Annotated in this window: 22 protein-coding genes and 1 pseudogene; 11 read left to right on the top strand and 12 right to left on the bottom strand. The window is 63.5% G+C overall.

What is annotated here, in order from left to right:
* Nucleotides 1-42 precede the first annotated feature (42 nt).
* From nuoK to QZ501_RS01915, 5 genes and pseudogenes are all read right to left on the bottom strand, one after another.
* A complete protein-coding gene (gene nuoK / locus QZ501_RS01935; protein ID WP_295716747.1) occupies nucleotides 43-348 on the bottom strand; it encodes an NADH-quinone oxidoreductase subunit NuoK in 306 nt (101 codons plus the stop codon).
* Nucleotides 348-824 carry a hypothetical protein gene (locus QZ501_RS01930; protein WP_295716746.1) on the bottom strand — a complete coding sequence of 159 codons (477 nt, stop codon included), beginning with the start codon at nucleotides 822-824 and terminating at the stop codon, nucleotides 348-350. The genes nuoK and QZ501_RS01930 overlap by 1 nt, the downstream gene beginning before the upstream one ends.
* Nucleotides 821-1,123: an NADH-quinone oxidoreductase subunit J gene (locus tag QZ501_RS01925; protein ID WP_295716744.1), complete on the bottom strand. Its 303-nt coding sequence runs from the start codon at nucleotides 1,121-1,123 to the stop codon at nucleotides 821-823. Before QZ501_RS01925 ends, QZ501_RS01930 begins: the two co-directional genes overlap by 4 nt.
* A 949-nt stretch (nucleotides 1,124-2,072) precedes the next feature.
* Nucleotides 2,073-2,519 (bottom strand): annotated as a pseudogene (locus QZ501_RS01920) (BCCT family transporter); the annotation flags it as partial.
* 52 nt (nucleotides 2,520-2,571) lie between these two features.
* Complete coding sequence (locus QZ501_RS01915; protein WP_295716742.1) at nucleotides 2,572-2,988, bottom strand: universal stress protein; 417 nt, start codon at nucleotides 2,986-2,988, stop codon at nucleotides 2,572-2,574.
* 246 nt (nucleotides 2,989-3,234) lie between these two features.
* Between QZ501_RS01915 and QZ501_RS01910 the strand changes: the two genes are divergently transcribed.
* Complete coding sequence (locus QZ501_RS01910) at nucleotides 3,235-4,692, top strand: NAD-dependent succinate-semialdehyde dehydrogenase (protein ID WP_295716740.1); 1,458 nt, start codon at nucleotides 3,235-3,237, stop codon at nucleotides 4,690-4,692.
* Between the two features lie 2 nt (nucleotides 4,693-4,694).
* Entirely contained in the window at nucleotides 4,695-5,528 is an 834-nt protein-coding gene (locus tag QZ501_RS01905) for a uroporphyrinogen-III synthase (protein ID WP_295716738.1), read from the top strand.
* Here the strand turns inward: QZ501_RS01905 and QZ501_RS01900 are convergent.
* Both QZ501_RS01900 and QZ501_RS01895 read right to left on the bottom strand, forming a co-directional pair.
* The gene (locus QZ501_RS01900) at nucleotides 5,482-6,837 is read right to left on the bottom strand and encodes an MATE family efflux transporter (RefSeq protein WP_295716736.1); all 1,356 of its coding nucleotides are present in this window, start codon (nucleotides 6,835-6,837) and stop codon (nucleotides 5,482-5,484) included. The genes QZ501_RS01905 and QZ501_RS01900 overlap by 47 nt on opposite strands.
* Nucleotides 6,838-6,966: 129 nt before the next feature.
* Nucleotides 6,967-7,134 carry a hypothetical protein gene (locus QZ501_RS01895; protein WP_158223014.1) on the bottom strand — a complete coding sequence of 56 codons (168 nt, stop codon included), beginning with the start codon at nucleotides 7,132-7,134 and terminating at the stop codon, nucleotides 6,967-6,969.
* A 397-nt stretch (nucleotides 7,135-7,531) separates the two neighbouring features.
* Between QZ501_RS01895 and QZ501_RS01890 the strand changes: the two genes are divergently transcribed.
* On the top strand, nucleotides 7,532-8,782 hold the full coding sequence (locus QZ501_RS01890) for a porin (protein WP_295716734.1): 1,251 nt from the start codon (nucleotides 7,532-7,534) through the stop codon (nucleotides 8,780-8,782).
* Nucleotides 8,783-8,915: 133 nt separating this feature from the next.
* Nucleotides 8,916-9,461, top strand: coding sequence for a lactoylglutathione lyase (gene gloA, locus QZ501_RS01885; RefSeq protein WP_295716732.1), 546 nt, complete (start codon nucleotides 8,916-8,918; stop codon nucleotides 9,459-9,461).
* Here gloA and QZ501_RS01880 read toward each other — a convergent pair whose 3' ends face one another.
* Entirely contained in the window at nucleotides 9,462-11,726 is a 2,265-nt protein-coding gene (locus QZ501_RS01880) for an EAL domain-containing protein (RefSeq protein ID WP_295716730.1), read from the bottom strand.
* Between the two features lie 11 nt (nucleotides 11,727-11,737).
* Entirely contained in the window at nucleotides 11,738-11,965 is a 228-nt protein-coding gene (locus QZ501_RS01875; protein ID WP_151439674.1) for a hypothetical protein, read from the bottom strand.
* Between the two features lie 239 nt (nucleotides 11,966-12,204).
* Between QZ501_RS01875 and mqo the strand changes: the two genes are divergently transcribed.
* The 3 genes from mqo (at nucleotide 12,205) to QZ501_RS01860 (ending at nucleotide 14,966) form a co-directional block, all read left to right on the top strand.
* Complete coding sequence (mqo, locus tag QZ501_RS01870; protein WP_151439675.1) at nucleotides 12,205-13,686, top strand: malate dehydrogenase (quinone); 1,482 nt, start codon at nucleotides 12,205-12,207, stop codon at nucleotides 13,684-13,686.
* Between the two features lie 81 nt (nucleotides 13,687-13,767).
* On the top strand, nucleotides 13,768-14,688 hold the full coding sequence (locus QZ501_RS01865; protein WP_295716727.1) for a hypothetical protein: 921 nt from the start codon (nucleotides 13,768-13,770) through the stop codon (nucleotides 14,686-14,688).
* On the top strand, nucleotides 14,685-14,966 hold the full coding sequence (locus QZ501_RS01860) for a hypothetical protein (RefSeq protein WP_151439676.1): 282 nt from the start codon (nucleotides 14,685-14,687) through the stop codon (nucleotides 14,964-14,966). Before QZ501_RS01865 ends, QZ501_RS01860 begins: the two co-directional genes overlap by 4 nt.
* Here QZ501_RS01860 and QZ501_RS01855 read toward each other — a convergent pair.
* Both QZ501_RS01855 and QZ501_RS01850 read right to left on the bottom strand, forming a co-directional pair.
* The gene (locus tag QZ501_RS01855; RefSeq protein ID WP_295716724.1) at nucleotides 14,951-15,550 is read right to left on the bottom strand and encodes an SCO family protein; all 600 of its coding nucleotides are present in this window, start codon (nucleotides 15,548-15,550) and stop codon (nucleotides 14,951-14,953) included. The two genes, QZ501_RS01860 and QZ501_RS01855, sit on opposite strands and share 16 nt — an antisense overlap.
* The gene (locus QZ501_RS01850; RefSeq protein ID WP_160899638.1) at nucleotides 15,547-16,395 is read right to left on the bottom strand and encodes a cytochrome c oxidase assembly protein; all 849 of its coding nucleotides are present in this window, start codon (nucleotides 16,393-16,395) and stop codon (nucleotides 15,547-15,549) included. The genes QZ501_RS01855 and QZ501_RS01850 overlap by 4 nt, the downstream gene beginning before the upstream one ends.
* 154 nt (nucleotides 16,396-16,549) lie before the next feature.
* On the opposite strand from QZ501_RS01850, the gene QZ501_RS01845 reads away from it, so the two are divergent.
* Nucleotides 16,550-16,897: a DUF4870 domain-containing protein gene (locus tag QZ501_RS01845; protein ID WP_295716722.1), complete on the top strand. Its 348-nt coding sequence runs from the start codon at nucleotides 16,550-16,552 to the stop codon at nucleotides 16,895-16,897.
* A 5-nt stretch (nucleotides 16,898-16,902) separates the two neighbouring features.
* On the opposite strand, the gene QZ501_RS01840 is transcribed toward QZ501_RS01845, so the two are convergent.
* Nucleotides 16,903-19,140, bottom strand: a complete 2,238-nt coding sequence (locus QZ501_RS01840; RefSeq protein ID WP_295716721.1) for an ATP-dependent helicase — start codon at nucleotides 19,138-19,140, stop codon at nucleotides 16,903-16,905.
* 62 nt (nucleotides 19,141-19,202) lie between these two features.
* On the opposite strand from QZ501_RS01840, the gene QZ501_RS01835 reads away from it, so the two are divergent.
* The 3 genes from QZ501_RS01835 to QZ501_RS01825 all read left to right on the top strand — a co-directional run bounded on the left by QZ501_RS01835 (nucleotide 19,203) and on the right by QZ501_RS01825 (nucleotide 22,439).
* Nucleotides 19,203-19,586, top strand: a complete 384-nt coding sequence (locus QZ501_RS01835; RefSeq protein ID WP_295716719.1) for a DUF2237 domain-containing protein — start codon at nucleotides 19,203-19,205, stop codon at nucleotides 19,584-19,586.
* A gap of 2 nt (nucleotides 19,587-19,588) precedes the next feature.
* Nucleotides 19,589-21,688 (top strand): GNAT family N-acetyltransferase, encoded by a 2,100-nt coding sequence (locus QZ501_RS01830; RefSeq protein WP_295716717.1) that lies wholly within the window; start codon nucleotides 19,589-19,591, stop codon nucleotides 21,686-21,688.
* Between the two features lie 67 nt (nucleotides 21,689-21,755).
* A complete protein-coding gene (locus QZ501_RS01825) occupies nucleotides 21,756-22,439 on the top strand; it encodes an ankyrin repeat domain-containing protein (RefSeq protein ID WP_295716715.1) in 684 nt (227 codons plus the stop codon).
* Nucleotides 22,440-22,441 lie beyond the last annotated feature (2 nt).

Genomic DNA, 22,441 nt, shown 5'->3' with positions numbered 1-22,441 from the left:
AGCGCTGCGATCGCCGGAACGAAGTCGAATGCACCTGCCATCTTACCACCTCATCGTCGCCGCTTTCGTGACGTCGATATCATCGAAGTTGCGGTACAACACCAGGATGATGCCGATACCGACCGCGACCTCCGCGGCCGCCAGCGCCATCACGAACAGCGCGAACACCTGCCCCGTGAGGTTCCCGTGCTGGAACGAGAACGCCACGAGGTTGATGTTCGCCGCGTTGAGCATCAGCTCGACGGACATCAGGAACAACAGCGCGTTGCTCCGCGTCAGGATGCCGTAGACGCCGATGCAAAACACCGCCGCCGACAGCAGGAGGTAGTACTGGGTCTCGATAGCCATCAGGCCTCACCTCCCTCCGTCGCCGCGTCGGAAGCGGTCCCGTCCGCGTCGGCGGCCTCGGGGTCCGCGTCGGTTGCCTCGGGGTCCGCGTCGGTTGCCTCGGAGTCCGCGTCGGCTGCCCCGGACTCGGTCCCGGACACACCGCCGCGGAGTCGGCGGCCGCCGTCGGTCAGCGCCGTGACGACGCTGCCGTCCTCCTCGCGGCGCGCGAGCAGGAGCGAGGCGTCGAGCGCGGCGTCGAGGACGACCGCGATGACGATGAACACGACCAGGAAACTCTCCGCCGGAATGGCGGCCTGGTCGAGCATCCCGAACATCGCATAGCCGATGCTCGCGGTGATCGACCCCGCAGGGAAGCCGTCGGGCTTGGGGAAACTGGCCGTCATGAAGACGTAGGCCATGACGGCGAACAGCGCGAGCGCCGCGACCCCGTTGGCGAAGGTGACGTTCGTCGCCAGACGCGGGCGCTTGGTCATGCTGTCACCTCGCCGTCTCCCTCGGCCTCGACGTCGGCGTCGGGGTCGGTCGAATTATCTCTCTCGGTGAGCATGATGGCGAACGTGATCAGGATCAAGACCCCGCCAACGTACACCAGGATCTGCATCGCGGCGAGGAACTCGGCGCGCAACATGACGTAGTACACTGCTACACTGAGCAGTGAGACGCCGAGAAACAGCGCCGAATGCCAGACGTCGCGAACCATCACGACGCCCAGGCTGCTCCCCACGGTGACGAGGGCGAACAGCGCAAACGCGATTGACTCGAGCAATGCCATCGTTATTTCCCAACTCCTACCGGACGCCCTTTGAAGATTTCTGTATCGTCCCGCGCGTGGCCGCTCTCGCGTGGAAATTCGTTGAACGTTCCCACGACCTTCGGTGGCCGTCACCACACCCGCCCGGTCGAGAGACGACCGACCACACCAAACCACGCATCCGATCCCGCCAAACCGCGAACCCGATCCCGCCAAACCGCACGACCGAGGCGAACGTGTTCGACTCCGGCCGGTCAGCAAAACGACTGGTGGTCCCGTTCAGTAGTCGCCCAGCACGCCCGTCAGTAGTCGCCCAGCACGCCCGTCAGTAGTCGCCCAGCACGCCCAGTCGTCGCGCGCGCTTCGTCGCGCGGGCGAACACCAGGTACCCCACGCCCAGGTACAGGACCGCCGTCCCGGCCAGAAGGGCGACCGCGCCGGGGTCGAACTCCCAGAGCCGGACGCCGTCTTTCATCGCGCGCTGGAGCATCGCGCTCCCCTGGGCCAGCGGGAGGACGCGCAGCCACGGCAGGTCGAACGCTGGCGCCGAGATCAGCCCGATGAAGCCGAACTGCAGGAAGTTGGTGACGTTCCCGATCCGCTTGTAGAGGACGCTCAGCCCGCCCATCGCCAGGCCGAGCCCGAGCGCGCCCGCGATGGTGAGAATCCCCACCACGACGACAGTCACGACCGGGAGTTCGAGCGCGGTCCCCGTCATCAGGATCATCACCGCGAGCACGACCGCCGAAGTGAGAAAGGTTCGGAAGACGATGGCCGCCGACTTCGCGAGAACCACGGGCCCGAACCCGAACGGCGTCATGTAGTGGCGTTCGAGCGTCCCCCAGCTAGCCTCGGACTGGACGTCGTTTGCGATCCCCGAATACGCGCCCAGCGAGAGCGTCCACAGGAAGTAGCCGACGATCAGCCCCTCGATGGTGTCGGTGATCGCCTGCCCGGCGACCATCTGCCCGCCGTAGAACATCAGGCCGATGCCCATGCCTGCAGCAAACAGCATGGCGAACCAGCCCATATAGGAAAAGTCCGGCCGCGCTTTGGCGCCGCCCAGTCGTACCTTGGCCAGTGGCGTGAAGATCAGCACGACGCTGAGGACAAGGAAGATGTTGCCGGACAGAAGGAAAACCCAGGTCAGATTCTGGGTCAGATAGTTGAAGATCGCGTTGTAGATCGGCGCCACCTGGTTCTGTAGTGCCAGTGTGATGAACACGAAGAACACGATGATGGCGGATGAGATGCCGAATACCTTGCCGTGAAGGTCAAGGTTGAGGGTCACTTTGCCGGAGAAGTTGTCCTGACCGATCTTGTAATCCGTATCGATCAGGTTCGCCGGGCCCTCCGGCGCGGGAACGCCGTCGACGCCCTCGCTGCTGTCACCGGATTGGTTTGGATCCTGCGTCATGATAGCGCACTCCGTTTATGATTTGACGTTATTGAGATCCCGTATGATGTAGTCAGGGCCGGACCAGGAAAATGGACGCATCCGTCTCCTTGGCCACCTTGCCGCCATTGGCCGGCATGATAGCGTCGAGCTTGCGGGGCAGGTGGGTCGCCATGACCACCAGATCAGCTCCCACATCCTTTACTGCTTTAAGCAGCTTGTCATCCAACTCGACAGCCGGATCGGACGATACGATTACCCGCGCCGAAACGGGCCGACCGTGCTGCTGGGCCTGTTCGTTGGCGAAGGCTTCAAGCTTCTGTTCATATTCCTCAGGATTGTGGGCCACTGACCCGGGTGAGGAATGGGTAACGCTCACGTAACAGATTTCCGTCTCGTAGTGTTGCCCGAGATCACCCGCCACCGTGAGCGCACCCTTGAGTGCGTCCACATGGGCCAGGTCCACAGGCACCATGATTTTCCTATACATTGCCTTGCTCCTTCCGTGCTCGTGACATGGAATTAATGCTGCGCGGCCGAGGCTACTAGGTAACAGTACGTAATGCCACCCGTTCCCCGGATACTGCCCTACTATAGTCGAATTAATGACGTTTGGTTCACTGGCGATGCGGGAATATCGCAAACGCGCTGGATATGGTGAACCACGGATGCCACTCCCGAGCACCCCTGTTATAGTCGAAAAACATCATCAAGACGGGTATCAAGGGGGCACTGCATGATTGAATCACCACTGCTCGAGCGCGCGGAAGGCTACATTGGTGGCCAGTGGATCGGAAAGGGCAGCGGCGGCACGCTGAGCGTCACCAACCCCGCCACAGGCGAGACACTGGCCGAAGTGCCGGCTCTCGGCGCTGCTGAAACCGAGGAGGCCATTGCCGCAGCTTCCCGGGCCCTGAACCTGCAGGAGCCCGTATCCCTGGACGAGCGCCGCCGCTGGCTCGAGGGCGTGCGCGATGCATTGAAGGAAGAACGGGAGGAAATCGGCCGCATTCTCTGCCTTGAGCACGGCAAGCCGCTGAAGGAGGCAGTGGGTGAGGTGGACTATGCCGCCGGTTTCTTCAATTACTGCGCCAACTACATTGATCAGCTGGCGCCGCACACCATTCCGGAGACCCCCAAGGACTGCACCTGGACGGTCCACTACCGCCCGATAGGGGTGGCGGGGCTCATCACTCCCTGGAACTTCCCCATCGGGATGATCGCCAAGAAGCTTTCGGCGGCGCTGGCCGGTGGTGCCCCGAGTGTGATCAAGCCCGCCGAGGACACGCCGTTGACCATGATCGCCGCCTTCCGGGCCATACACGACCGGAAAGTGCTGCCCAAGGGCATGATCAACCTGGTCATGGGCCCGCCCAAGCCCATCGGCGATACGCTGTGCCAGAACCCGGACGTAACCATGATCAGCTTCACCGGTTCCACCGGCGTGGGCCAGCACCTGATGCGTGAGTGTGCCGGCCGGGTGAAGAAGCTGGCGCTGGAGCTGGGTGGTAATGCCCCCTTTATCGTTTTTGATGACGCCGACGTTGATGACGCCATCACCCAGCTTATCGGTAACAAGTTCCGCGGCGGCGGCCAGACCTGTGTCTGCGCCAACCGTATCTTCGTGCAGTCCGGCATAGCGGATACCTTCGCGGAGCGGCTGGCTGAAAAAGTGGCGGCCCTGAAAGTGGGCGATGGCATGCAGGAAGGCACCGACATCGGCCCGCTCATCAACCAGGCCGGCTTCGACAAGGTGCGCCGCCATGTGAAGGATGCTCTGGACAAAGGCGGCACGCTGAAAGCCGGTCAGCATCCGGACTCGTTGCCCGAGTCCGGCAGCTTTTTCTATCCGCCCACGCTGGTCACCGGTGTTACCCCGGACATGCAGTGCTGCGACGAGGAGACCTTCGGGCCCTTCGTGCCCATGGCCACCTTTGAGACCGAAGAAGATGTGCTGGCCGCCGCCAATGATACGGATTACGGCCTGGCCTCCTACCTGTTCACCAGGGACGAGGCCCGGGCGCAGCGGATGATCCCGGCCATGCGCTTCGGCCATGTGGGCTGGAACACCGGCACCGGCCCCACACCGGAAGCGCCCTTCGGTGGTATGAAACTCTCCGGTGTCGGTCGTGAAGGTGGGCTGGAGGGCCTGTTCGAGTTCGTGGAACCCCAGACCGTGCCCAGGAGCTACTGATCATGGCGGATGAGACGGTTGAGGGTGAGCCCCTGGCGGGGCTGCGGATTGCCCTGCCTGAAACCCGCCAGCTGGATGTGCTGGCGCAGATGGTCGAGCGCCGGGGTGCGGAAACCTGGCGTTGCCCGCTGGTCTCGATCCTGGATACCCCGGATCAGGAGGCCGTGCGGGCCTGGCTCGGGCGCTTTAATGCCGGTGCCATGGATGACCTGATCCTGCTTACGGGCGAGGGTCTTCGCCGTCTTTCCGCCGCGGCCGAGCGCGAGGGCTGCCATGAGGCCTTCGTAACAGCCCTGGCTGGCGTCCGGAAGATCACGCGTGGGCCCAAACCCGTGAACGCCCTGCGTGAGCTGGGCCTGAAGAATGATCTCACGGCGGACGAGGCCACCACCGACGGCGTGATCGCCACACTGCGCGAGCAGGATCTCGATGGTCGCACCGTGGGTGTTCAGCTCTACGGCGAGGAGCCCAATGAAAAGCTGACCGGTTTCCTGCGGCAAGAGGGCGCGGAAGTGGACACCGTGGCGCCCTACGTCTATGCCGACGAGAGCAACCGCGAACAGGTCGAGGTCCTGGCGCAGGGGCTGGTGCGGGGGGAGCTGGATGCCATCGCGTTCACCAGCCAGGCCCAGGTCAAGCGCCTTATGGACGTGGCTAAGGGCATTGGCATGCAGTCCGCAGTGGTCGAGGCACTGAACCGGCTCCTGGTGGTGGCGGTCGGGCCCATCGTGGCCGACAGGCTTGCCCAGTACAGCGTTGGCGTGGACGTCATGCCCGAGGAATCCTGGTTCATGAAGCCGATGGTTCGGGCCCTGATCGAGCGGCTTGCTGCTTGAGGTGAGCAATACCGCGCTTATACAGCAGCCAGGATGTTATGCCGGCGGCGATGTTGCCGAGCATGGCGCCGGTGAAGAGCCCGTTGAGCCCGCCGATCTGGCCGCCGATCCACAGCAGGGGCAGGAACCAGGCGAACAGCCGCAGCACTGAGATGACCAGGGCCCGCATGGGCAGCCCCATGGCGTTGCAGGCTGAGACCATCAGCATGCACACACCGAGCCCGCTCCAGCTCACCGGCAGCCGCAGCAGGAAATCCGCCAGGTGCCCCTGCACCTCGGGGTCACTGGCCAGCAGCGAGGACAGGAGCCCGGACAGCAGCAGCCAGGCCGCGGCGATTCCGAGCTGGAGCAGGATCACGAAACGCACCGCCAGCCAGACCAGCAGTTCCACCCGATCCGGCCGCCCCGCGCCCACGTAGCGACCGATCATCGGGGGCATGGCCATGGTCAGGGCCAGCACCGCCACCAGGGAGAAGAACTCCAGGCGTGAGCCCAGGCCCCAGGCACCCACGGCGGACTCCCCGAAGGTGGCCACAAAGCCAGTGGCCAGCATGGCCGCAATGGGCGGCATCAGCTGGCTGAGCATGGCCGGGCCGGCAATGGAGCCCAGCTGGGCCAGTGCGGGCCGGATCGGCAATTCCGCCAGGAGGAAGGTGATCCACTGGCGTGCAAAGAGTCGGGAGAAGACCACGAGAGTGCCGGTGCCGAACGCGACCACTGTCGCCCAGGCGGCGCCCGCGATGCCCCAGTCGAAGGTGAAGATGAACAGCGGGTCCAGGGCCACGTTGATCAGGCTGGTGATCACCATCATGGCCCCGGGCAGTTTCGTATCCCCGTGGGAGCGGCACAGGCTGTAGCCGAAATAGAGTACGGCGCCCAGCCATGCGGCGAACAGGAATGGTGGCCAGTAGGCGTCCAGCAGGGGCTGGAGGTCCTCGCTGCCGCCGAGCAGCGCCAGGATCCAGTAACGACCCAGCCAGATCGCTAGCGCCAGCAGCGCAATCAGCGTCGCGCCGGCGACCACCACCAGGCCGCCGAGCCGCTTGGCCCGGACCGGGTCATCCGCGCCCAGTACACGGGATATCACGGCGGTGGTCGCAATGCCGATACCGACCTGAACGCCGATGATGAACATCTGCAGTGGCACCGTGAAGCCGAGGGTTGCCAGCGGCTTGACGCCCAGCTGGCCGATGAAGGCACTGTCCACCAGCTGGTAGCTCATCAGAGCCAGCACGCCGAAAAGCATGGGCCATGTGAGATGGAACAGTTCCCGGCCCGGGCGCGGGTTGTCCACGGAGGTGTTGATCATGGGTAACGTCGCGGCTCCACTGGCAGTGCGGAAGAGGGCATTATGCTAGCGGAGATGGTGGGGGATTCACACACACAAAAGGGAAGGCCCTTTCTGAGTGCCTTCCCTTACGATTGCCTGGCGTACCAGTTACTTGCGACGGAGTACCGCCTTGAGACTGCGCGTTTGAGCGGGGCGGGTCAGTGCTTCAAGCGTCATGTTGTCTTTGTTGGGACGGTTCACATCGGCCCGACGGGATGCCTCAACCGGCGCAGTACCGCGGCGGCGAACATCTGATTGAACGAATTTGGTGCGCATGATTCGCCTCCTCTAAGGTTTCCGGTTGATGTTGGTCATTGGATCCGCCCTCCTGCTGCGGCAAAGTGAACCCCATGCGGAGGGACGGCGTATTGCCTCCCGTCAAGAGACATGACAATCATGCTCTCTTGTTTCCAATAGGAAAATACGGAAAGTTACTTAGCCTGCTCACTAATAATGGTGATCAGCCGCGCCAGTGCGGTGATGACCGGTGGGAGTGAGATTAACGCAACAGGATTTCAGGTTGATGACAAATTAATTTTGCTTAACGGCAAATCCTGATCTACCCTCTTAGCATCCTCACCCAAGTGGGTGCAGAGGCGGGAAAACTCGGAGGCGCACAACAAGAAATGCGTCACTGGGAAGTGAACCAGAAGAAACAGAGAGGATGATGACCATGAAAAAGAAGATTCTGGCCCTTGCGGTTAGTGGTGGTCTGGCAGCTGCACCCATGGGTGCGATGGCAGCACCGGAAGTTTATGGCCTGATTGATATCGGCGTTGAGCACTATACTGACAGTGATGGCGCAAACAACGTTGAAATCTTTAATGGTTTAAATTCTGTTGACGGTAACAGTGACGATCGCGACGTTACCTTATCGAATGGCATGACCTCACGTCTTGGCGTTCGTGGAAGTGAGGATATAGATTTCGCTGACTTGACTGCGTCCTACAACATTGAACTTCAGGTTAACGTGCTGGACGACGGTGGTAATGCTACCAATACCCGCCTTGGTTGGGCCGCTCTTGGTGGTGACTGGGGCAAAATCAAGGTTGGTGCCCAATGGCAGGCACTGTACGAGTTCGGGGGTTGGAACACGCACCGTACTGACGTTCATGGCTATGGCACCTACTACTATGCAACAAGTGTTCTGAATGACTCCACGCGTTATGGTTTCCGTCAGGACAGTGCCATCAGCTGGGAGTATGGGAGTGCTTGGGGCCATTCCGATCCGTTTGCAGCGCAAGTGACTCTGGGAATCGGTGATGGAACTCAAACTGTTGGTGGTGACTATGCAGCAGGTGGTTTGGTAACCGATGAGTCTGCGACCATCCAGAATGAAGAAGGCATTACTTCGATTCAGGCTGCATTCCAGTACAGTTTTGATAAGAGAATCAGTGTTAACGCGGTCTATCACAGGGAGTTCAGTGATTACGACACTGGCGTAGTAGCAAGCGCTGAAGACCGTCAGTCTGATTTCTTCAGTGAGACAATCCCGGGATCTGTAACTTCAGATAACCCAACTGGCGACACTTACGGCGAGAGTGCATTGGAAACCTTGGCTGAAGCGAACCAAGAGCCTGAACTCTGGAACGTCGGTGCCCGTTGGAATGTAACTGATGCGCTTGAACTGGCGGCAAACTATACGTTGGTCGATCTTGATGATGCCGACAACAACAAGCGTGACGCGGTTGCAATTGCGTCGGTCATGGACTTCGGTAACGGTTTGACCGGCCATCTTGGTTTCTCTCAAGCCTCCGATGACCGTGACTCTGAGACCGACATCGATCTGAATACCTACGGCTTTATCAAGCAGGCGCTGTCGGACCGGACCAATGTTCGCCTCGAGCTTGAAAACATCCAGTACGACAATGATGCCAACTCAAGCGCTACAGTCGCACTGGTCGCCCTGCAGCATAACTTCTGATCATCTGACCAGAAGCAACTGCAGCAAAGAACGGCACCCCTCGGGGTGCCGTTCTTCGTTGTGGCTCCGGTGGCCTTGGAACATCGCCCCTTCGTACCCATCTCCTGTGTAAAGCCATCAACAGGAGAGCACCATGCCACAGCATTTCGACGACGCCCCCGGCCTCTGCCATGAACCGGATGCGGAGACGCAGCAGTATCGCCTGAACCACACCATGGTCCGCATCAAGGATCCGGAGAAAAGTCTGGATTTCTATACCCGTGCGCTGGGCATGCGTCTGATCCGGAAGCTGGACTTTGAGGATATGCAGTTCACCCTGTACTTTCTGGGCTATCTGCCCGAAGGGGGAGAGTCCGAGGTGCCATCAGACCCTGCGGCGCGCACGACCTACAACTTCGGGCGTGAAGCGCTGATTGAGCTGACCCACAACTGGGGTGACGAGAAGGATCCGGACAAGCAGTTCCACAACGGCAATGAAGAGCCCAAGGGTTACGGGCACATCGGTGTGGCCGTGCCGGACGTGGAGTCCGCCTGCCAGCGCATGGAGACCCTGGGGGTTCCCTTCCAGAAGCGGCCGAACGACGGCAACATGAAGGGCATCGCGTTCGTCAGGGATCCGGATGGTTACTGGGTGGAGCTCTTCCAGCCGGATTCCCTGGAAAAGATGGGCCGGGCCTGATCAGGCCGCTGGCTGGGCGAACAGCTCATGGATGGGGGCGGGGTGGGCGATCCCGAAACCCTGCCCGTAGTCCACGCCCAGCTCCTGGAGGGCCTCGATGAGGTCTTCACCTTCCACGAACTCGGCAATGGTGCGCAGGCCCATGCTGCGGGCCACCTCGCAGATGGCGCGCACCATGCTCTGGTCGTGCTGGTTGGCCAGCAGATCGCGCACGAACACGCCATCGATCTTAACGAAATCCACATCAAAGCTGCGCAGGTAGTCAAAGGTCGCGAGCCCGGTGCCGAAGTCATCCAGCGAGACGCTGCAGCCCAGTGCCCGCATGGCGCGGACCTGCTGGACGGCGGCGGCACGGTCGCCAATCTGCTCGGTTTCGGTGATCTCAAAGCTGATCCTGCCGGCAGGCACCCCGGAGGCCTTGAGCTCATGGTCGATAAAGGCGATGAGTTCCGGGTTGGAGAGGGAGGTGCCTGCCAGGTTGATGGCACACTTGGTGGTGTTCTCCAGCCATTCCGGGTTGTCGGCCAGGGTCCGCAGGGTGGACCGGATGACCCACTGGTCGATCTCCCCCATGAACCCGAAGGTCTCCGCGACTGGCAGGAACCCACCCGGGCTGATCAGTTCTCCGTTGCGCTCGCGCAGGCGCACCAGTATCTCGTAATGCAGGCCCGTGCCCTGGGGTGAGAACGGCTGGATCCGCTGTGCGAAGAGCTCCAGGCGATCCTCGGTAAGTGCGGATTTGAGCCGTTCGATCTGCTGGGTCGTGGCGTGGCGCTCGTCGATCAGGTCCCGGGTGTTCTCGATAACCCGGATTCTGGGGTTTGCCTGCGCTGCCTGGTGGGCCGCCTGGGTGGCCGCGCTCAGGTAGTGGATGGGGTCTTCCAGGTTGCCGTCCAGGGGAACCGCGCCGACCGTGACGCGGATCTGGGTCTGGTTGCCGCCGGGCTCGAAAATGCTGCCGTCAAAGTCGCTGTAAAGGGACTCCAGCCGGCGCTGCAGCACTGCGGTGGACTCCGCAGGCATCAGCAGCACGAAGGTGGCATCGGCGATGCGGGCCGGCAGGGTACGCGGCCCGGTGGCGCCCATGAGCCGGGCGGCGAGCTGGCGCTCGAGCTCCTGGCTGGCCTCGAATCCCAGCAGTTCTTCGATCCGGTCCGCTTCCAGTACCTGCAGATAGACCAGCCAGTCCGGGGGCTGCCTTTTATGGGTGTGATCGGCCAGGGCGGCGCTGAGATCCTCGGTGAACGCACGGTCGTTGCGCAGGCCGGTAAGAAAGTCGGTCCGGGCCTGCTCCTGGAAACCACGGATCAGGCGGGAGCGCTCGGCGGTGATGGCGGAGAGCACCTGGGACATGACAGCCAGGCCGCCCACCAGCAGCAGCGAGCGGATCAGGTCCCCCAGCGTGATGATCTGCGGCAGCCCGCCCATGCCGTTCAGTGAGAGTGCCATGAACAGCGCCACGAAGGCGGGCACGGTGATCAGGCCGCTGGGTGGCCGGGTCTGGAGAATGAACCAGCACAGCAGGGGGAAGAACGCGAAGCCGATGGCCGTGGAATAGGTGCTCTCATTCAGCCCGTGCATGAGCAGCGCCAGTGCCAGAAGCCCGGCCGTGATGGCGAGCCAGAACCAGGGCATGCGCTGGCGCCAGTCGAGGCGGAGCTGGTCGAGGAAGTGATGCGGGTTGCTGAGAATGGAGTACACCAGAGGGGCGAACAGGATGATGCCGATCGCCTCAAAAGCCATATAGACCAGAACGGTGTCATGGAAGCCGGTATCGGCGGCCACTGGCATGCTCAGCCGGTAACCGGCGGCCCCGAAAATCGAAGTGACCAGCCCGCCGGCAAGGGCGGCCCGGGTATAGAGCGCAATCAGCTCCGAGAACGGACCCTTTTTGCGGCCCTGCTGCCAGAACTGGCGCATGAGGAAGGCGCCGACCGCCGCGCCCAGGCACTGCCCGATGGTAGCCAGAACGGCAAGGGCGGGCGGCGTGGCGTCCAGCCAGAGAAGCCACACAAGAAAGGCCGGGCCCAGAACGATCAGAGTGCGGTAGCCCAGAGCCGCCGTGGCACCAAGGAATATGCCGGCCGGGGGCCACAGGGCGGACATGGGCTGGTCACCGATGGTGAACAGTCGGGATGCCTCGGCGCTGGCCACAAGAATTACAGCGAGACCGATCCAGCCCAGAACGGCCTGCCAGCGTGTCGTTGCAAGACGGTGGACAGACCCGGGATAGCCTCCACTGAGATTTTGGGGGGTTGGTAACATGCCGGTGTCGGTTAACCTGCGTTGTTGAGTCTTACTTCAGGGAGCCCCGGCAGCGGGAAAAGGATCCGGTTGAGTGTTTTTACCGCATCCAGGTAATCGGCGAACTCGTCCAGCTGTCCTCCCGCCTCATGGCGCAGGGCATAGGTTTCGAGTTCGGGCTGGCCGTGACCGTTCGTCTCGGTGATACGAACGACAGTATACCCTTGGATGCATTCAAGTGTTTCCTCACTGACCGGCATATCGACCTCGTTCTGATCGCCAGAATCCTGTTTGATACTATTCTGGTGCCTCGCACATCCGGCTCCTACGGTAACTTCGTTACCAGAATGTGTCCGTCTGTCACCGGCGCCCTACAACGAAGGTCGAATACCCGCAACCCGATGTTCCCGGTAATGTTCGGCCTGTCGCCGGGAAATTACAGGTGAACATCTGTTATCATTCTGCGCCGTGTCGCCCAAAAGGCTGAGGTAGTTTGTTCATGACGACCACCACGGATGTCGTCCTCGTAGGCGGGGGCGTAATGAGTGCCACTCTCGGGGTGATCCTCCGGGAGCTTGATCCTTCCCTTAACATCACCCTGGTCGAGCGCCTCGACCATGTTGCCCACGAAAGTACTGACGGCTGGAACAATGCGGGAACCGGCCATGCTGGTTACTGCGAGCTGAATTACACGCCCGAGGACGATCAGGGCAATATCAGCATCGACCGTGCCCTGGATATCAATTCGGCATTTGAGGTTTCGCTCCAGCTCTGGTCCTACCTGGTGAGCAAGGGCGAACTGAAGCCCGAGGAGTTCATCCACACCACGCCCCACTGCAGCTTTGTCTGGGGTGAGGACCACGTGAACTTCCTGCGCAAGCGCCATGGGCTGATGAGCGCGCACCACCTGTTCAAGGAGATGGAATTCTCCGAGGACCCGCGTGTGCTCGAGGAGTGGATGCCGCTGATCACCGATGGCCGTGACCCCATGGAGCCGGTTGCGGCTACCCGGGTTGGACATGGCGCGGACGTGGATTTCGGGTCACTGACCCGGGCGCTGGTGCGCTATCTTGAAAGCAAGCCCAACTTTGAGCTGCTTCTGAACAACTCGGTCACGACCATGGACCAGGCGGATGATGGCAGCTGGAAGGTCTCCTGCCGGGATCGCCATACCGGCGCCAACCGGCACCTGGAGGCGGACTTCGTGTTCATCGGTGCCGGCGGCGGTGCCCTGCCGCTGCTTCAGAAATCCGGCATCGAGGAAAGCAAGGGCTACGGCGGCTTCCCGGTCAGCGGCCAGTGGCTGGTATGCCGCAAGTCGGACGTGGTCGAGCGCCATGACGCCAAGGTCTACGGCAAGGCGCCGGTAGGCGCGCCGCCCATGTCCGTACCGCACCTGGATACCCGCATCATCAACGGTGAGCCGGCCCTGCTGTTCGGGCCCTTTGCCGGTTTCACCACCAAGTTCCAGAAGGAGGGCTCCTTCTTCGACCTGTTCTCCTCTCTGCGCGGCAGCAACTTCTCCTCCATGATGGGCGCGGGTATGAGCAACATGGACCTGACCCGCTACCTGATTGGTGAGGTGTTCCAGTCCGCTGAAGAGCGGATCGAATCGCTGCGCAACTTCTATCCCCGTGCGAAATTCGATGACTGGACACTGCAGCACGCCGGCAAGCGCGTTCAGGTGATCAAGAAAGACGCCAATGGACGGGGTGTACTGCAGTTCGGCACGGAAGTGGTGGCCGCCAGCGACGGCAGTCTGGCCGCTCTGCTGGGGGCATCGCCGGGGGCATCCACTGCCGCCAAGGCGATGATCGATGTGCTGGAGCGCTGCTTCCCGGGGCAGATGGCCGAGGATGGCGAGTGGACCCGCCGGCTGCAGGAAATGATTCCTTCCCATGGCCGTTCGCTCAAGGAGGACGCCGATCTGCTCAATGAGGTCCGCCCCTATACCCTGAGTACCCTCAAGCTGAACGAGTGAGCCGCCGGTGGCCACGCTGGCGGCCCTGACCGGCCCTGAAGTCAGTGGTACCCCGGTATACTTGTGTATACTGGGGGTACCATGACCACTGAATCCTCCATCAGGACGCCCATGCCATGCTGGCAGGACCACGCCTCCGCCATTGCCAGCGGGTTTCTCGGGGACTGGCTCCAGGCCCGGGAGAGCCCGCTCGCCATGCCCATGCAGGTGCGCCATCAGGGGCGCGCCATCAATACTGGCGCCCCCGATGTGCCGGATGCTTCCGGTACCCTCGTTTTCCTGATCCATGGCCTGACCGAACTGGAATCCGTCTGGTCCTACCGGGATGACCCGGACAATGGCTACGGACCGGAACTGGCCCGGGCTCTGGGGGGCACCTCGCTGGCCCTGCGCTATAACACCGGCCTGCCCGTTTACCGCAACGGCGAGCTGATGGCGGAGGCGCTCGAAACCCTTCTCGAGAACTGGCCTGTGCCGGTGACGAACCTGATCCTGATCGGTCACAGCATGGGCGGGCTTCTGATCCGGGCTGCCTGCCATCACGGGCGTCAGAGTGGGCACCAGTGGTGTCGCAGTGTCGGCAGCTGCGTCTACATCGGTTCACCCCATGACGGCTCCTGGCTGGCCCGGGGAGCGCACCGGGTCGCGGACCATCTGGCAGCGATGCCGAAGGATTACCTGCGGGTGGCCGGAGCGTTCATCGACCTCCGCAGTGAGGGCATACGCAACCTGTCCCGCGGCGAGGTGACACGGCCTGACGCGGAAGAGCCGCCACTGCTGCCCGGTGCGGATCATTACGTGATTTCGGGACTGCTTACGCGCAACCGGGCGCACCCCGTGAATACACTGTTCGGTGACGCCCTGGTCCAGGAACCCAGTGCGCGAGGCGATGAACGCTCCGGCTGGGTACTCAGGGACATTGCGAATTTCCCCGGGACCCACCACATCCGGCTCGCCCATGAGCCGAAAGTGGCCCGGCAACTGAAGGAGTGGCTGACATGACCACTGAAACCACAGGCAGCAACAGGCGCTGGTGGTTTGGCGTTGCGGACCTGGCAGGCGTGAGTCTGGAAGAGGCGGCGCTGGGCCTGGAACGCATCCACCTGTCCATTGCGGACGAGACGTTCAATGTGCTGGAAGCGATTCCGGTGACGCGGCCGGTGAGTGAGCCGGTACGGCTCATGCACCACGGTATCAGCCGGCTGTCCTACCGCAGCGTCGCCCTGCTCGGGCGTGGCCTCAATGCCGCCGCTGGTTTCGGCCTTCAGTCCCGCCCCTGACGCACCAGGGTTTCCAGGTCCTCACTGATCTGGCTGATGGACTGATCCGAGCGGATCAGCAGGCGTGCCTGGCCCTGGCCGTCGAAGACGTAGACGGCGTTGCTGTGTGAGACGTCGTAGTCGCCGTTCTCATCGGGCTTGCCGTAGCCGAAAGTGGTGCGGTAACGCTTCGCCAGTGTCCGCAGCGTCTCCTCGTCCGAGGTCAGGCCCACGATGTTGTCCCCGAAGAAGTCCACGTACTCCCCGACGCGTTCCGGCGTATCGCGTTCTGGATCCACGCTCACGAACAGCAGCGTCACCTCATCCCGCATGTCCTGCGGCATCTGTTTCACGGCGTTCTGAAGCCGGGCCATGGTCGCTGGGCAGATGTCCGGGCAGTTGGTGAAGCCGAAGAACAGCAGCCGTACCTGGCCGGCCCTGTCCTCGGCCGTGAATGGCTCGCCGTCGGGTGCCGTGAGCGTGAACTCAAGGTCCGGCATCAACCCCCGTATGTTCTTGGCATGCCACTCCACGCCGCTGCCACCGCAGCCGGCGAGGGCCAGCATCAGTGCCATCACGCTCAGGGCTCGGATGATTCCCGTCATGCGTGTACCTCCCCGGCTTCATCAGCCTGCTGTGTCTTTGCGCTGTTGCGGTCATCGCGCATCATACGCCCGACCACGATCAGGATGGCGATACCGCTCATCATCGCCGGCGGAATCCAGGTCAGGATCCCGCCCAGCATCTGGTCGGTCTCCGGCGCCAGGGGCCAGGCCCGGCCGCAGACCTCGTAGACGTCATACACCATGCTGTCCGAGAACAGGATCCAGGCCCCGAGCGCGCTCTGGGGTGGAATGATCAGCACCAGCAGGATGATGCGCTTGCCATAGCCCAGGACCCGCTCCGTGTGCGGCGAGCGCGGGTCCAGGATCAGCCACCAGAACAGCAGTCCGTCCAGCAGCATGGACCAGTTCATCAACCAGTAAAGCGGGCGGCTGAGCATGGCATCAAAATGCAGCTCAGGGGTGAGCCAGAGGTAGATCAGCCCCACGAACAGGGTCGCGGCGATCAGTGGCTGCTGCAGCACCCGGTAGGCCATCTTCACCGGCCACAGGACGGGACCAAGCCAGCCGGGAATCTGGCGTGCCCAGAAGCGCATGATGGGCAGCGGGTTGGAAAGCACCAACAGCAGCGGCCCCAGGTGGTGGAGGACCAGGTGCTGGCCGCGGTGGATGAAGAACATGTATTGGGAGTAGTAGTCGAACCGCGTGTGCATCACCGTGTAGCACAGCAGCAGCCCCAGCAGGAAGGTGAAGACCCGGAGCGCGCCGGGGCGTTCCTCCGCCGGCAGCGCATAGAGACCCTGCAGATACATCGTCAGCACCACCACGAACGCGATCAGCGTCAGCGGTGAGAAGTCATAGGGTAGGAGGTAGTGATACCAGCTCATGGGCAACCGGGTGATGGTGTGTTGCGGCCCGTAATAATACCGGAAGGTGTGTGGATTTTCACCGTTACGTGCGGATTGACGGGCCACTCTGGCTGCAGTGCCGGCTCCCCGGCTACACTGGCGGCCATTGATGATGAATTGAGGATAGCTGTCCATGACCGAGACTGATGCGCCCTTCGACAAGACCTGGCCGATGATTGTCTACGCCCTGTACCTGGCCAGCCTGCTAGCCGGGGTTACCGGAATCATTGGTGTGATCATTGCCTATGTGAACGGAACCGTGGAAGACGAACGCCTGCGGACCCATTACCGGTTCCAGATCCGCACCTTCTGGATCGGGCTGCTGTACATGGTGGTCTCAACCATCACCATGCCCATTGGCATCGGATGGTTGATCCTGATCTGGGCCGTGGTCTGGTTCCTGATCCGGTGCGTGAAGGGCATGGTGGCGCTGAACGAGGGGCGGGCCCACCCGGACCCGACCACCTGGCTCTTCGGCTGACCGGCTCAGTGTGAGAGGGCGCGGAAGTACAGGTGCGCGCTCTGCTTGCTGAACTGGAGGGTGCGGCCGGAATGGAACCGCACCTCGAAGGCCGTATCCGTCTCACGCACCACGCCGCCGGCGCCGTAAAGCACGTGTTCCACCTCCCGAGCCTGCCAGATGGGCTGTGCCTGTGCCTCGCCCGCGTCCGTTTCCGGTGAGGGCGCGTCCAGAGTCACGCCGTGCAGATCCGCGTAGCGTTGAGCGATACGGGTGGCCGGCTCCGTCACGGTTATCGACTCACTGCCTCCGTCCGTAATGCCCTCGCCCAGCTCCCGGCTCAGCCCGAAAGTGCATTCCGCCACGAAGCGGCTGGGCAGGCGTTCCGGGTCCGAGCCGTCCGTGGTAAGCAGGTGCAGGTGTTCCCTGGTGCGGGTGATGCCCACGTAGAGCAGGCGGCGTTCGCTCTCGAGCAGGGCATCCAGGTCCGCACTGCCACGCGCCGTGTACGGGAAGGTCTTCTCCTGAAGGCCGGGGATCACTACCACCTGCCATTCCAGCCCCTTGGTGCGGTGGATGGTGGCCAGGTGCACTCCCTGCTGCTGGTTGGAGCCGGCCCGGGCCTTGAGGTCCCGCAGGTGGCGCAGGGCTGTCTGGGCGTCCAGGCCCAGGGTGGCCAGGTAGCGCTGGAATCCGGCGACGGTGCCTATGCGCTCGTCCGCCTGCTCGTGCGTCAGTGCCAGGCTGCGGATGCCCTCGAACAGCTCGGTGGCCGTGGCGTAGTCCTCCAGGATCTGATGGGCTGGCCGGCGACTGCCTTCCAGTGCCGCCAGTGCCTCACCCAGCTTGCGGACCTTGCGCGCGGGCAGCGGTTTCCAGTCGCTGGTGTCCAGCTGCTGCAGCACCTGACCCCAGTCCCGGGTGAACGCGGCCAGCTGGTCGGCGATGGCGTTGAGTTCCTGTTCCTTCAGGCCGCAGTGCGGGAAGCGCAGCACCTGCTGGAAGCACTGCCGCCGTTCCGCCCGGGCCGCATCCCCGGGCTCGCGGTGTTCGCCGGCCGCCAGCGCCAGCAGCTCCATCAGTGCTGCCACCTCGCGGGTGAAGAGCGCGCCCTTATGGGCATCGATGCGATAGGGAACGCCCCGGGCCAGCAGCCGCAGCTCAATCGGCACGCTCTGGCTCCAGACCCGTACCAGCACCGCCATGTCCCCCAGCGGCTGGCCGGCCTGCTGACGCTGCTCGGCCAGGCGCACCACGGCGTCCGCATCCTCGCGTACCCGTTCAAGCTCAATGCTCGTATCCGGCGTGCCTGGATGCGAATGGCAGAGCACCTCCTTGCGGTCGCTGTTGTGGGCGATCAGGTGGTTGGCCAGCAGGGCCACGCGGTGGCCGTAACGGAAGCTGTAGGAGAGGCTCAGTTCCACCGGGTCCGGGAACTCCTCGCGAAACCGGGAAAGGATGAACTCCGGCCGCGCCCCCCGGAACTCGTAGATGGTCTGGTCTGGGTCGCCCACCACAGTGACCCGGGCGCGATCCCCGGCGACGACCTTTAACAGCAGGTGCTGGATCTCGTTGGTGTCCTGGTACTCATCCACCAGCACCATGTCCATCTTGTTGGATACCAGCTCCCGCAGCTCGGGGTGTTCGTGCATCGCCACCACCGGCTCATAGAGCATGTCCGCGAAGGTGATGCGCCGGTGGTCCTTTCGCCATTTCTCGAAGGCGTGATACAGATCCAGCAGGTAGCGGTGCTTCGGCTCGAAGCCCAGCGCCTCAAAGACCGTCTCCGCGCTGTCGAGGGTGGTCTTCGCCCGGTCAATGAAGCCCGTGGCCGTTTCCACGAATTCCTTCTTGTTGCGCCGGATCTCATCCTGAAGATCCTCGGGGGCGAAGCGCAGGGTCAGCTGCCAGGCTTGGAAATTGACCTCCTGTTCGCTCAGTACCTCACCCTGCCAGGGCGGTAGATAGCCTTCCTGTACGAAACGCCGGTACAGGCGCAGGCCCATGGCATGATAGGTTCGGATCTCGGGAAGCTGGAGCCGGGTGTCGGCGGTGATGGTCTGGAGCTTGGCCTGGAAATCCGCCCGGGCGCTGCGGTTGAACATCAGGATCAGGATGCGCGCCGGGTCATGGCCCTGCTCCAGCAGGTAACGGATGCGCCAGGCGAGCGTGGTGGTCTTGCCGCTGCCGGCCACGGCGGTGATCACGCAGTGCTGGTTATCGAGGGTGACGACCCTGTTCTGTTCGTCCGTCAGTGACATCATGCGGGGGACCTTCGGGCAGCGGCGTCCATTGTAACGGCAGCAGAGGTAATGAGGGTAATGGTATGAGCGAACCGGAAAGCATTCAGCGCAACGTCCTGGGCGAGCCCCTGAAGGCGTGTGGCTACGATCCCATGACCGGTTTCTACCGGGATGGCTGCTGCCATGTGGGGCCCGAGGACATGGGCGTACATGCGGTCTGCAGCGAAGTCACCGAGGCCTTCCTGGAATTCTCCAGTGCCCAGGGGAATGACCTGGCCTCGCCCATGCCCGCTTTTGGCTTCGAGGGCCTGAAGCCCGGCGACCGCTGGTGCCTGTGCGCCGCGCGCTGGAGAGAGGCCCACGAGGCCGGCTGCGCCCCCAGGCTGGTGCTGCAGGCCACCCATGAGTCCATGCTGGAGTACGTGGACTTCGCCACGCTCAAGGCCTACGCGGTGGATCTCAACTGAGCATGGAACCGGCACTCGGCCAGTGGCTGGAGGCGACCCTGCCCGTGATCCGGGCGCGGCGGCATCGAAGTGTGCTGGTGCTGGCGGGCCCCGCGGACTGGGGGCGGGCGATTGCGAATGAGGTGGCCGCGTATCGGGAAGACGCCGGCCTGTGGGTGGGTGATGCCGACCCGGCTCCGGGGATGTACCAGTGCAGCGGCGCGCAGGCTCGCCAATGGCTGGGCCGGAACCTGTCGCTGATTGTCTGGGACAGCCATTCGGGCACCCATCCGGCGGGGCTGGGCGCGGTCAGCGGGGCCCTGGTGGGCGGCGGCCTGCTGGTCTGGCTGGTGCCGCCTCTCGTGGACTGGTCGGAAGGGCCGGATCCGGACTACGACCGCCTGCGCCAGCATGCGCCCCCCTACCGCTTTCTGGCCCGGATGGCACGGCTTCTGGGGCAGGCGGCGGAGCAACCCCCCAATGCGCTGGTTACCCCGGATTCCGCCTTCCTTGAGCCACCGGCCCCGCCCGCAGCGGCTCGGCAGGCTCCCCAGGGGCCGACAGATGATCAGCAGCGCGCCATTGAGGCTGTTATGGCCATGGGCGGAGCGGCGGAGCCCGCACCCGTGGTCCTGCGTGCGGACCGGGGCCGGGGTAAGTCCGCGGCCCTGGGCATGGCCGCGACACGGCTGGTCAACGAATACGGTACGCGGGTCTGCGTAACCGCTGCTCGCCCCTCCGCGCTGGACAGTTTCTGGCACTTCGTCCCTGAAGAATGCCGGGATGGGGTGATGTTCCGGGCGCCGGATGAACTGCTTCGCCAGGTGCCGGAGGTTGACGTTCTGATGGTGGATGAGGCGGCTACCCTGCCGTTACCGATGCTGGCGGCGATGACGGCGCGCTGGCCGGGCGCGGTTCTGGCGACCACCGTGCACGGGTACGAAGGGACCGGGCGGGGCTTCGACCTTCGGTTCCGTGCCGTGCTGGATCGTAACCATCCGGGCTGGGACAGGGTGATGCTGGATGAGCCCATTCGCTGGGCGCCGGACGATCCGCTGGAAACGCTGATGAACCGGTTGCTGTGCCTGGATGTGGATCTGTCGGAGATCGCCTCTTCGGATGAGCCGGTGGCCTACCGGGTGGTGACACAGGATGAGCTGCTGACCGATGACGGGCTTCTGAAGGCCGTGATGGGTTTGCTGGTCAGCGCCCATTACCAGACCTCCCCGGACGACCTGCGCCAGCTCTTGGATGATCCCGAGACGGTTATTGTTGCGGCCCTGCAGGGCGATGCCCCCGTGGGCGTGGTCTGGGGGCTGCACGAGGGCGGGCTTGCGGCGGAACTGGCGCGCTCGGTCTGGCTGGGCGAGCGCCGGCCTCGCGGGCACCTGGTGGCGCAGTCCCTGGCGTTTCAGGGCGGTGACCCGGAGGCGGCACGCCGGTGCTACCTGCGCGTGACCCGGATTGCTGTGCACCCGGATAGGCGCCGTCAGGGGATCGGGCAGCGATTGCTGGCGGAGATGGAGAGGATTGCAGTCGCGGGCGGCGTTGACGTTCTGGCCACCAGTTTTGGCGCCACGCCGGCCCTGATGGCGTTCTGGCGGGCCGCCGGGTTCCGCTTTCTGCGGCTGGGCACGAAACGCGATGCGGCCAGCGGGACCCATGCCGCTATGCTGGGCAGGCCGCTCAACCATGAAGGCACGGTACTGTGCCGCTCCCAGGCCGAGCGTTTTGCGGCGCACTGGCCCTGGCTTCTGCCGGCACTGAACGGTCTTGAGCCTGAGGTGCAGGCAGCCGTGGAGGCGATGATGCCGGCGCCCCCGGAACGGGAGCCCGGGGTGCTCAGTGACGACGACTGGCGCGAGATCGAGGCCTTCGTGAAGGGAGCAAGGGAACTGGAGGTAACCCGGCTGCCACTGGCCATACTCGCTGCGCTGGTTCCTTCCGAGGTTGCTGGCTGGAGCGAAGGGGAGCGACAGCTCTGGCAGCGGGCGGTCACCGGGAGAGCGGACTGGGAGGCGCTGCGCCAGGAAGGGCTGGTGGCGGGGCGGCGTCCGGGGTTAAAGCGGCTCCGGTCGCTGGCCCGGTCCCTTGTTGAGGCATGGTCGGAAAGCGGAGTGTGACTGCTTCGGTTTCATCGGGGTGATGATCCGCGAACAATGTGGCGAAATCCATTCCTCGGAGTAACCCATGCGCCCCTGCCCCCTGAATCCACTGCCGGCCCTGCTCCTGCTCAGTTCCCTGGTGCTTGCCGGCTGCGGCAGTTCGCCCGGGCCTGACCGTGCCGAAACCCGCACGGATGCCAGCACAGCCCTGATGGCGGCCGCCTCCGAGGGCGATCGGAAGCGGGTGCAGGCACTGCTGGCTGAGGGTGGCGCACTCAATGCCATGGGCCCGGACGGCACCCCGCTCTATCAGGCAGCGGACGCGGGGCACGAGGAGACGGTGTGGTACCTGCTGCGCCAGGGGGCGGACCCGGACCGGGGACTGGAAGGTGGTGTAACACCCCTGATGGCGGCCGCTGCCGCCGGCCAGCAACGCATCATTGATCTTCTGATCCGCGCCGGGGCGGATGTGAATGCACGCAGCGACGCGGGCGAGACGCCGTTGACCTATGCGGCTCTGAACAGCCAGCTGGGAGCAACCAACCGGCTGCTGCGGGCGGATGCGGACGTGAATACGGTTAATGAGGAAGGTGAGTCATTGCTGATGCGCGCGGTGGCCCGCAATGACCTGTTGCTTGCCGGGGTCATCGTGGATGCCGGGGCGGATGTGAACTACCAGGCGGCGGATGGCCGCACCGCGTTGGATGTGGCGCGGGCGAACGGCAACCGGGACCTGGTGATGATGCTGAAGAACGCCGGAGGCGACTGACC

The sequence above is a fragment of the uncultured Halovibrio sp. genome (genome assembly GCF_913056445.1).
GTDB lineage: Bacteria > Pseudomonadota > Gammaproteobacteria > Pseudomonadales > Oleiphilaceae > Halospina > Halospina utahensis_B.
This window is presented reverse-complemented; position numbering and strand designations above follow the sequence as displayed.

Bases quoted from the DNA above. Each gene is read 5' to 3' on its own strand.
- nuoK (WP_295716747.1), bottom strand. From the start codon at position 348: ATGGCTATCGAGACCCAGTACTACCTCCTGCTGTCGGCGGCGGTGTTT.
- QZ501_RS01930 (WP_295716746.1), bottom strand. From the start codon at position 824: ATGACCAAGCGCCCGCGTCTGGCGACGAACGTCACCTTCGCCAACGGG.
- QZ501_RS01925 (WP_295716744.1), bottom strand. From the start codon at position 1,123: ATGGCATTGCTCGAGTCAATCGCGTTTGCGCTGTTCGCCCTCGTCACC.
- QZ501_RS01915 (WP_295716742.1), bottom strand. From the start codon at position 2,988: ATGTATAGGAAAATCATGGTGCCTGTGGACCTGGCCCATGTGGACGCA.
- QZ501_RS01910 (WP_295716740.1), top strand. From the start codon at position 3,235: ATGATTGAATCACCACTGCTCGAGCGCGCGGAAGGCTACATTGGTGGC.
- QZ501_RS01905 (WP_295716738.1), top strand. From the start codon at position 4,695: ATGGCGGATGAGACGGTTGAGGGTGAGCCCCTGGCGGGGCTGCGGATT.
- QZ501_RS01900 (WP_295716736.1), bottom strand. From the start codon at position 6,837: ATGATCAACACCTCCGTGGACAACCCGCGCCCGGGCCGGGAACTGTTC.
- QZ501_RS01895 (WP_158223014.1), bottom strand. From the start codon at position 7,134: ATGCGCACCAAATTCGTTCAATCAGATGTTCGCCGCCGCGGTACTGCG.
- QZ501_RS01890 (WP_295716734.1), top strand. From the start codon at position 7,532: ATGAAAAAGAAGATTCTGGCCCTTGCGGTTAGTGGTGGTCTGGCAGCT.
- gloA (WP_295716732.1), top strand. From the start codon at position 8,916: ATGCCACAGCATTTCGACGACGCCCCCGGCCTCTGCCATGAACCGGAT.
- QZ501_RS01880 (WP_295716730.1), bottom strand. From the start codon at position 11,726: ATGTTACCAACCCCCCAAAATCTCAGTGGAGGCTATCCCGGGTCTGTC.
- QZ501_RS01875 (WP_151439674.1), bottom strand. From the start codon at position 11,965: ATGCCGGTCAGTGAGGAAACACTTGAATGCATCCAAGGGTATACTGTC.
- mqo (WP_151439675.1), top strand. From the start codon at position 12,205: ATGACGACCACCACGGATGTCGTCCTCGTAGGCGGGGGCGTAATGAGT.
- QZ501_RS01865 (WP_295716727.1), top strand. From the start codon at position 13,768: ATGACCACTGAATCCTCCATCAGGACGCCCATGCCATGCTGGCAGGAC.
- QZ501_RS01860 (WP_151439676.1), top strand. From the start codon at position 14,685: ATGACCACTGAAACCACAGGCAGCAACAGGCGCTGGTGGTTTGGCGTT.
- QZ501_RS01855 (WP_295716724.1), bottom strand. From the start codon at position 15,550: ATGACGGGAATCATCCGAGCCCTGAGCGTGATGGCACTGATGCTGGCC.
- QZ501_RS01850 (WP_160899638.1), bottom strand. From the start codon at position 16,395: ATGAGCTGGTATCACTACCTCCTACCCTATGACTTCTCACCGCTGACG.
- QZ501_RS01845 (WP_295716722.1), top strand. From the start codon at position 16,550: ATGACCGAGACTGATGCGCCCTTCGACAAGACCTGGCCGATGATTGTC.
- QZ501_RS01840 (WP_295716721.1), bottom strand. From the start codon at position 19,140: ATGATGTCACTGACGGACGAACAGAACAGGGTCGTCACCCTCGATAAC.
- QZ501_RS01835 (WP_295716719.1), top strand. From the start codon at position 19,203: ATGAGCGAACCGGAAAGCATTCAGCGCAACGTCCTGGGCGAGCCCCTG.
- QZ501_RS01830 (WP_295716717.1), top strand. From the start codon at position 19,589: ATGGAACCGGCACTCGGCCAGTGGCTGGAGGCGACCCTGCCCGTGATC.
- QZ501_RS01825 (WP_295716715.1), top strand. From the start codon at position 21,756: ATGCGCCCCTGCCCCCTGAATCCACTGCCGGCCCTGCTCCTGCTCAGT.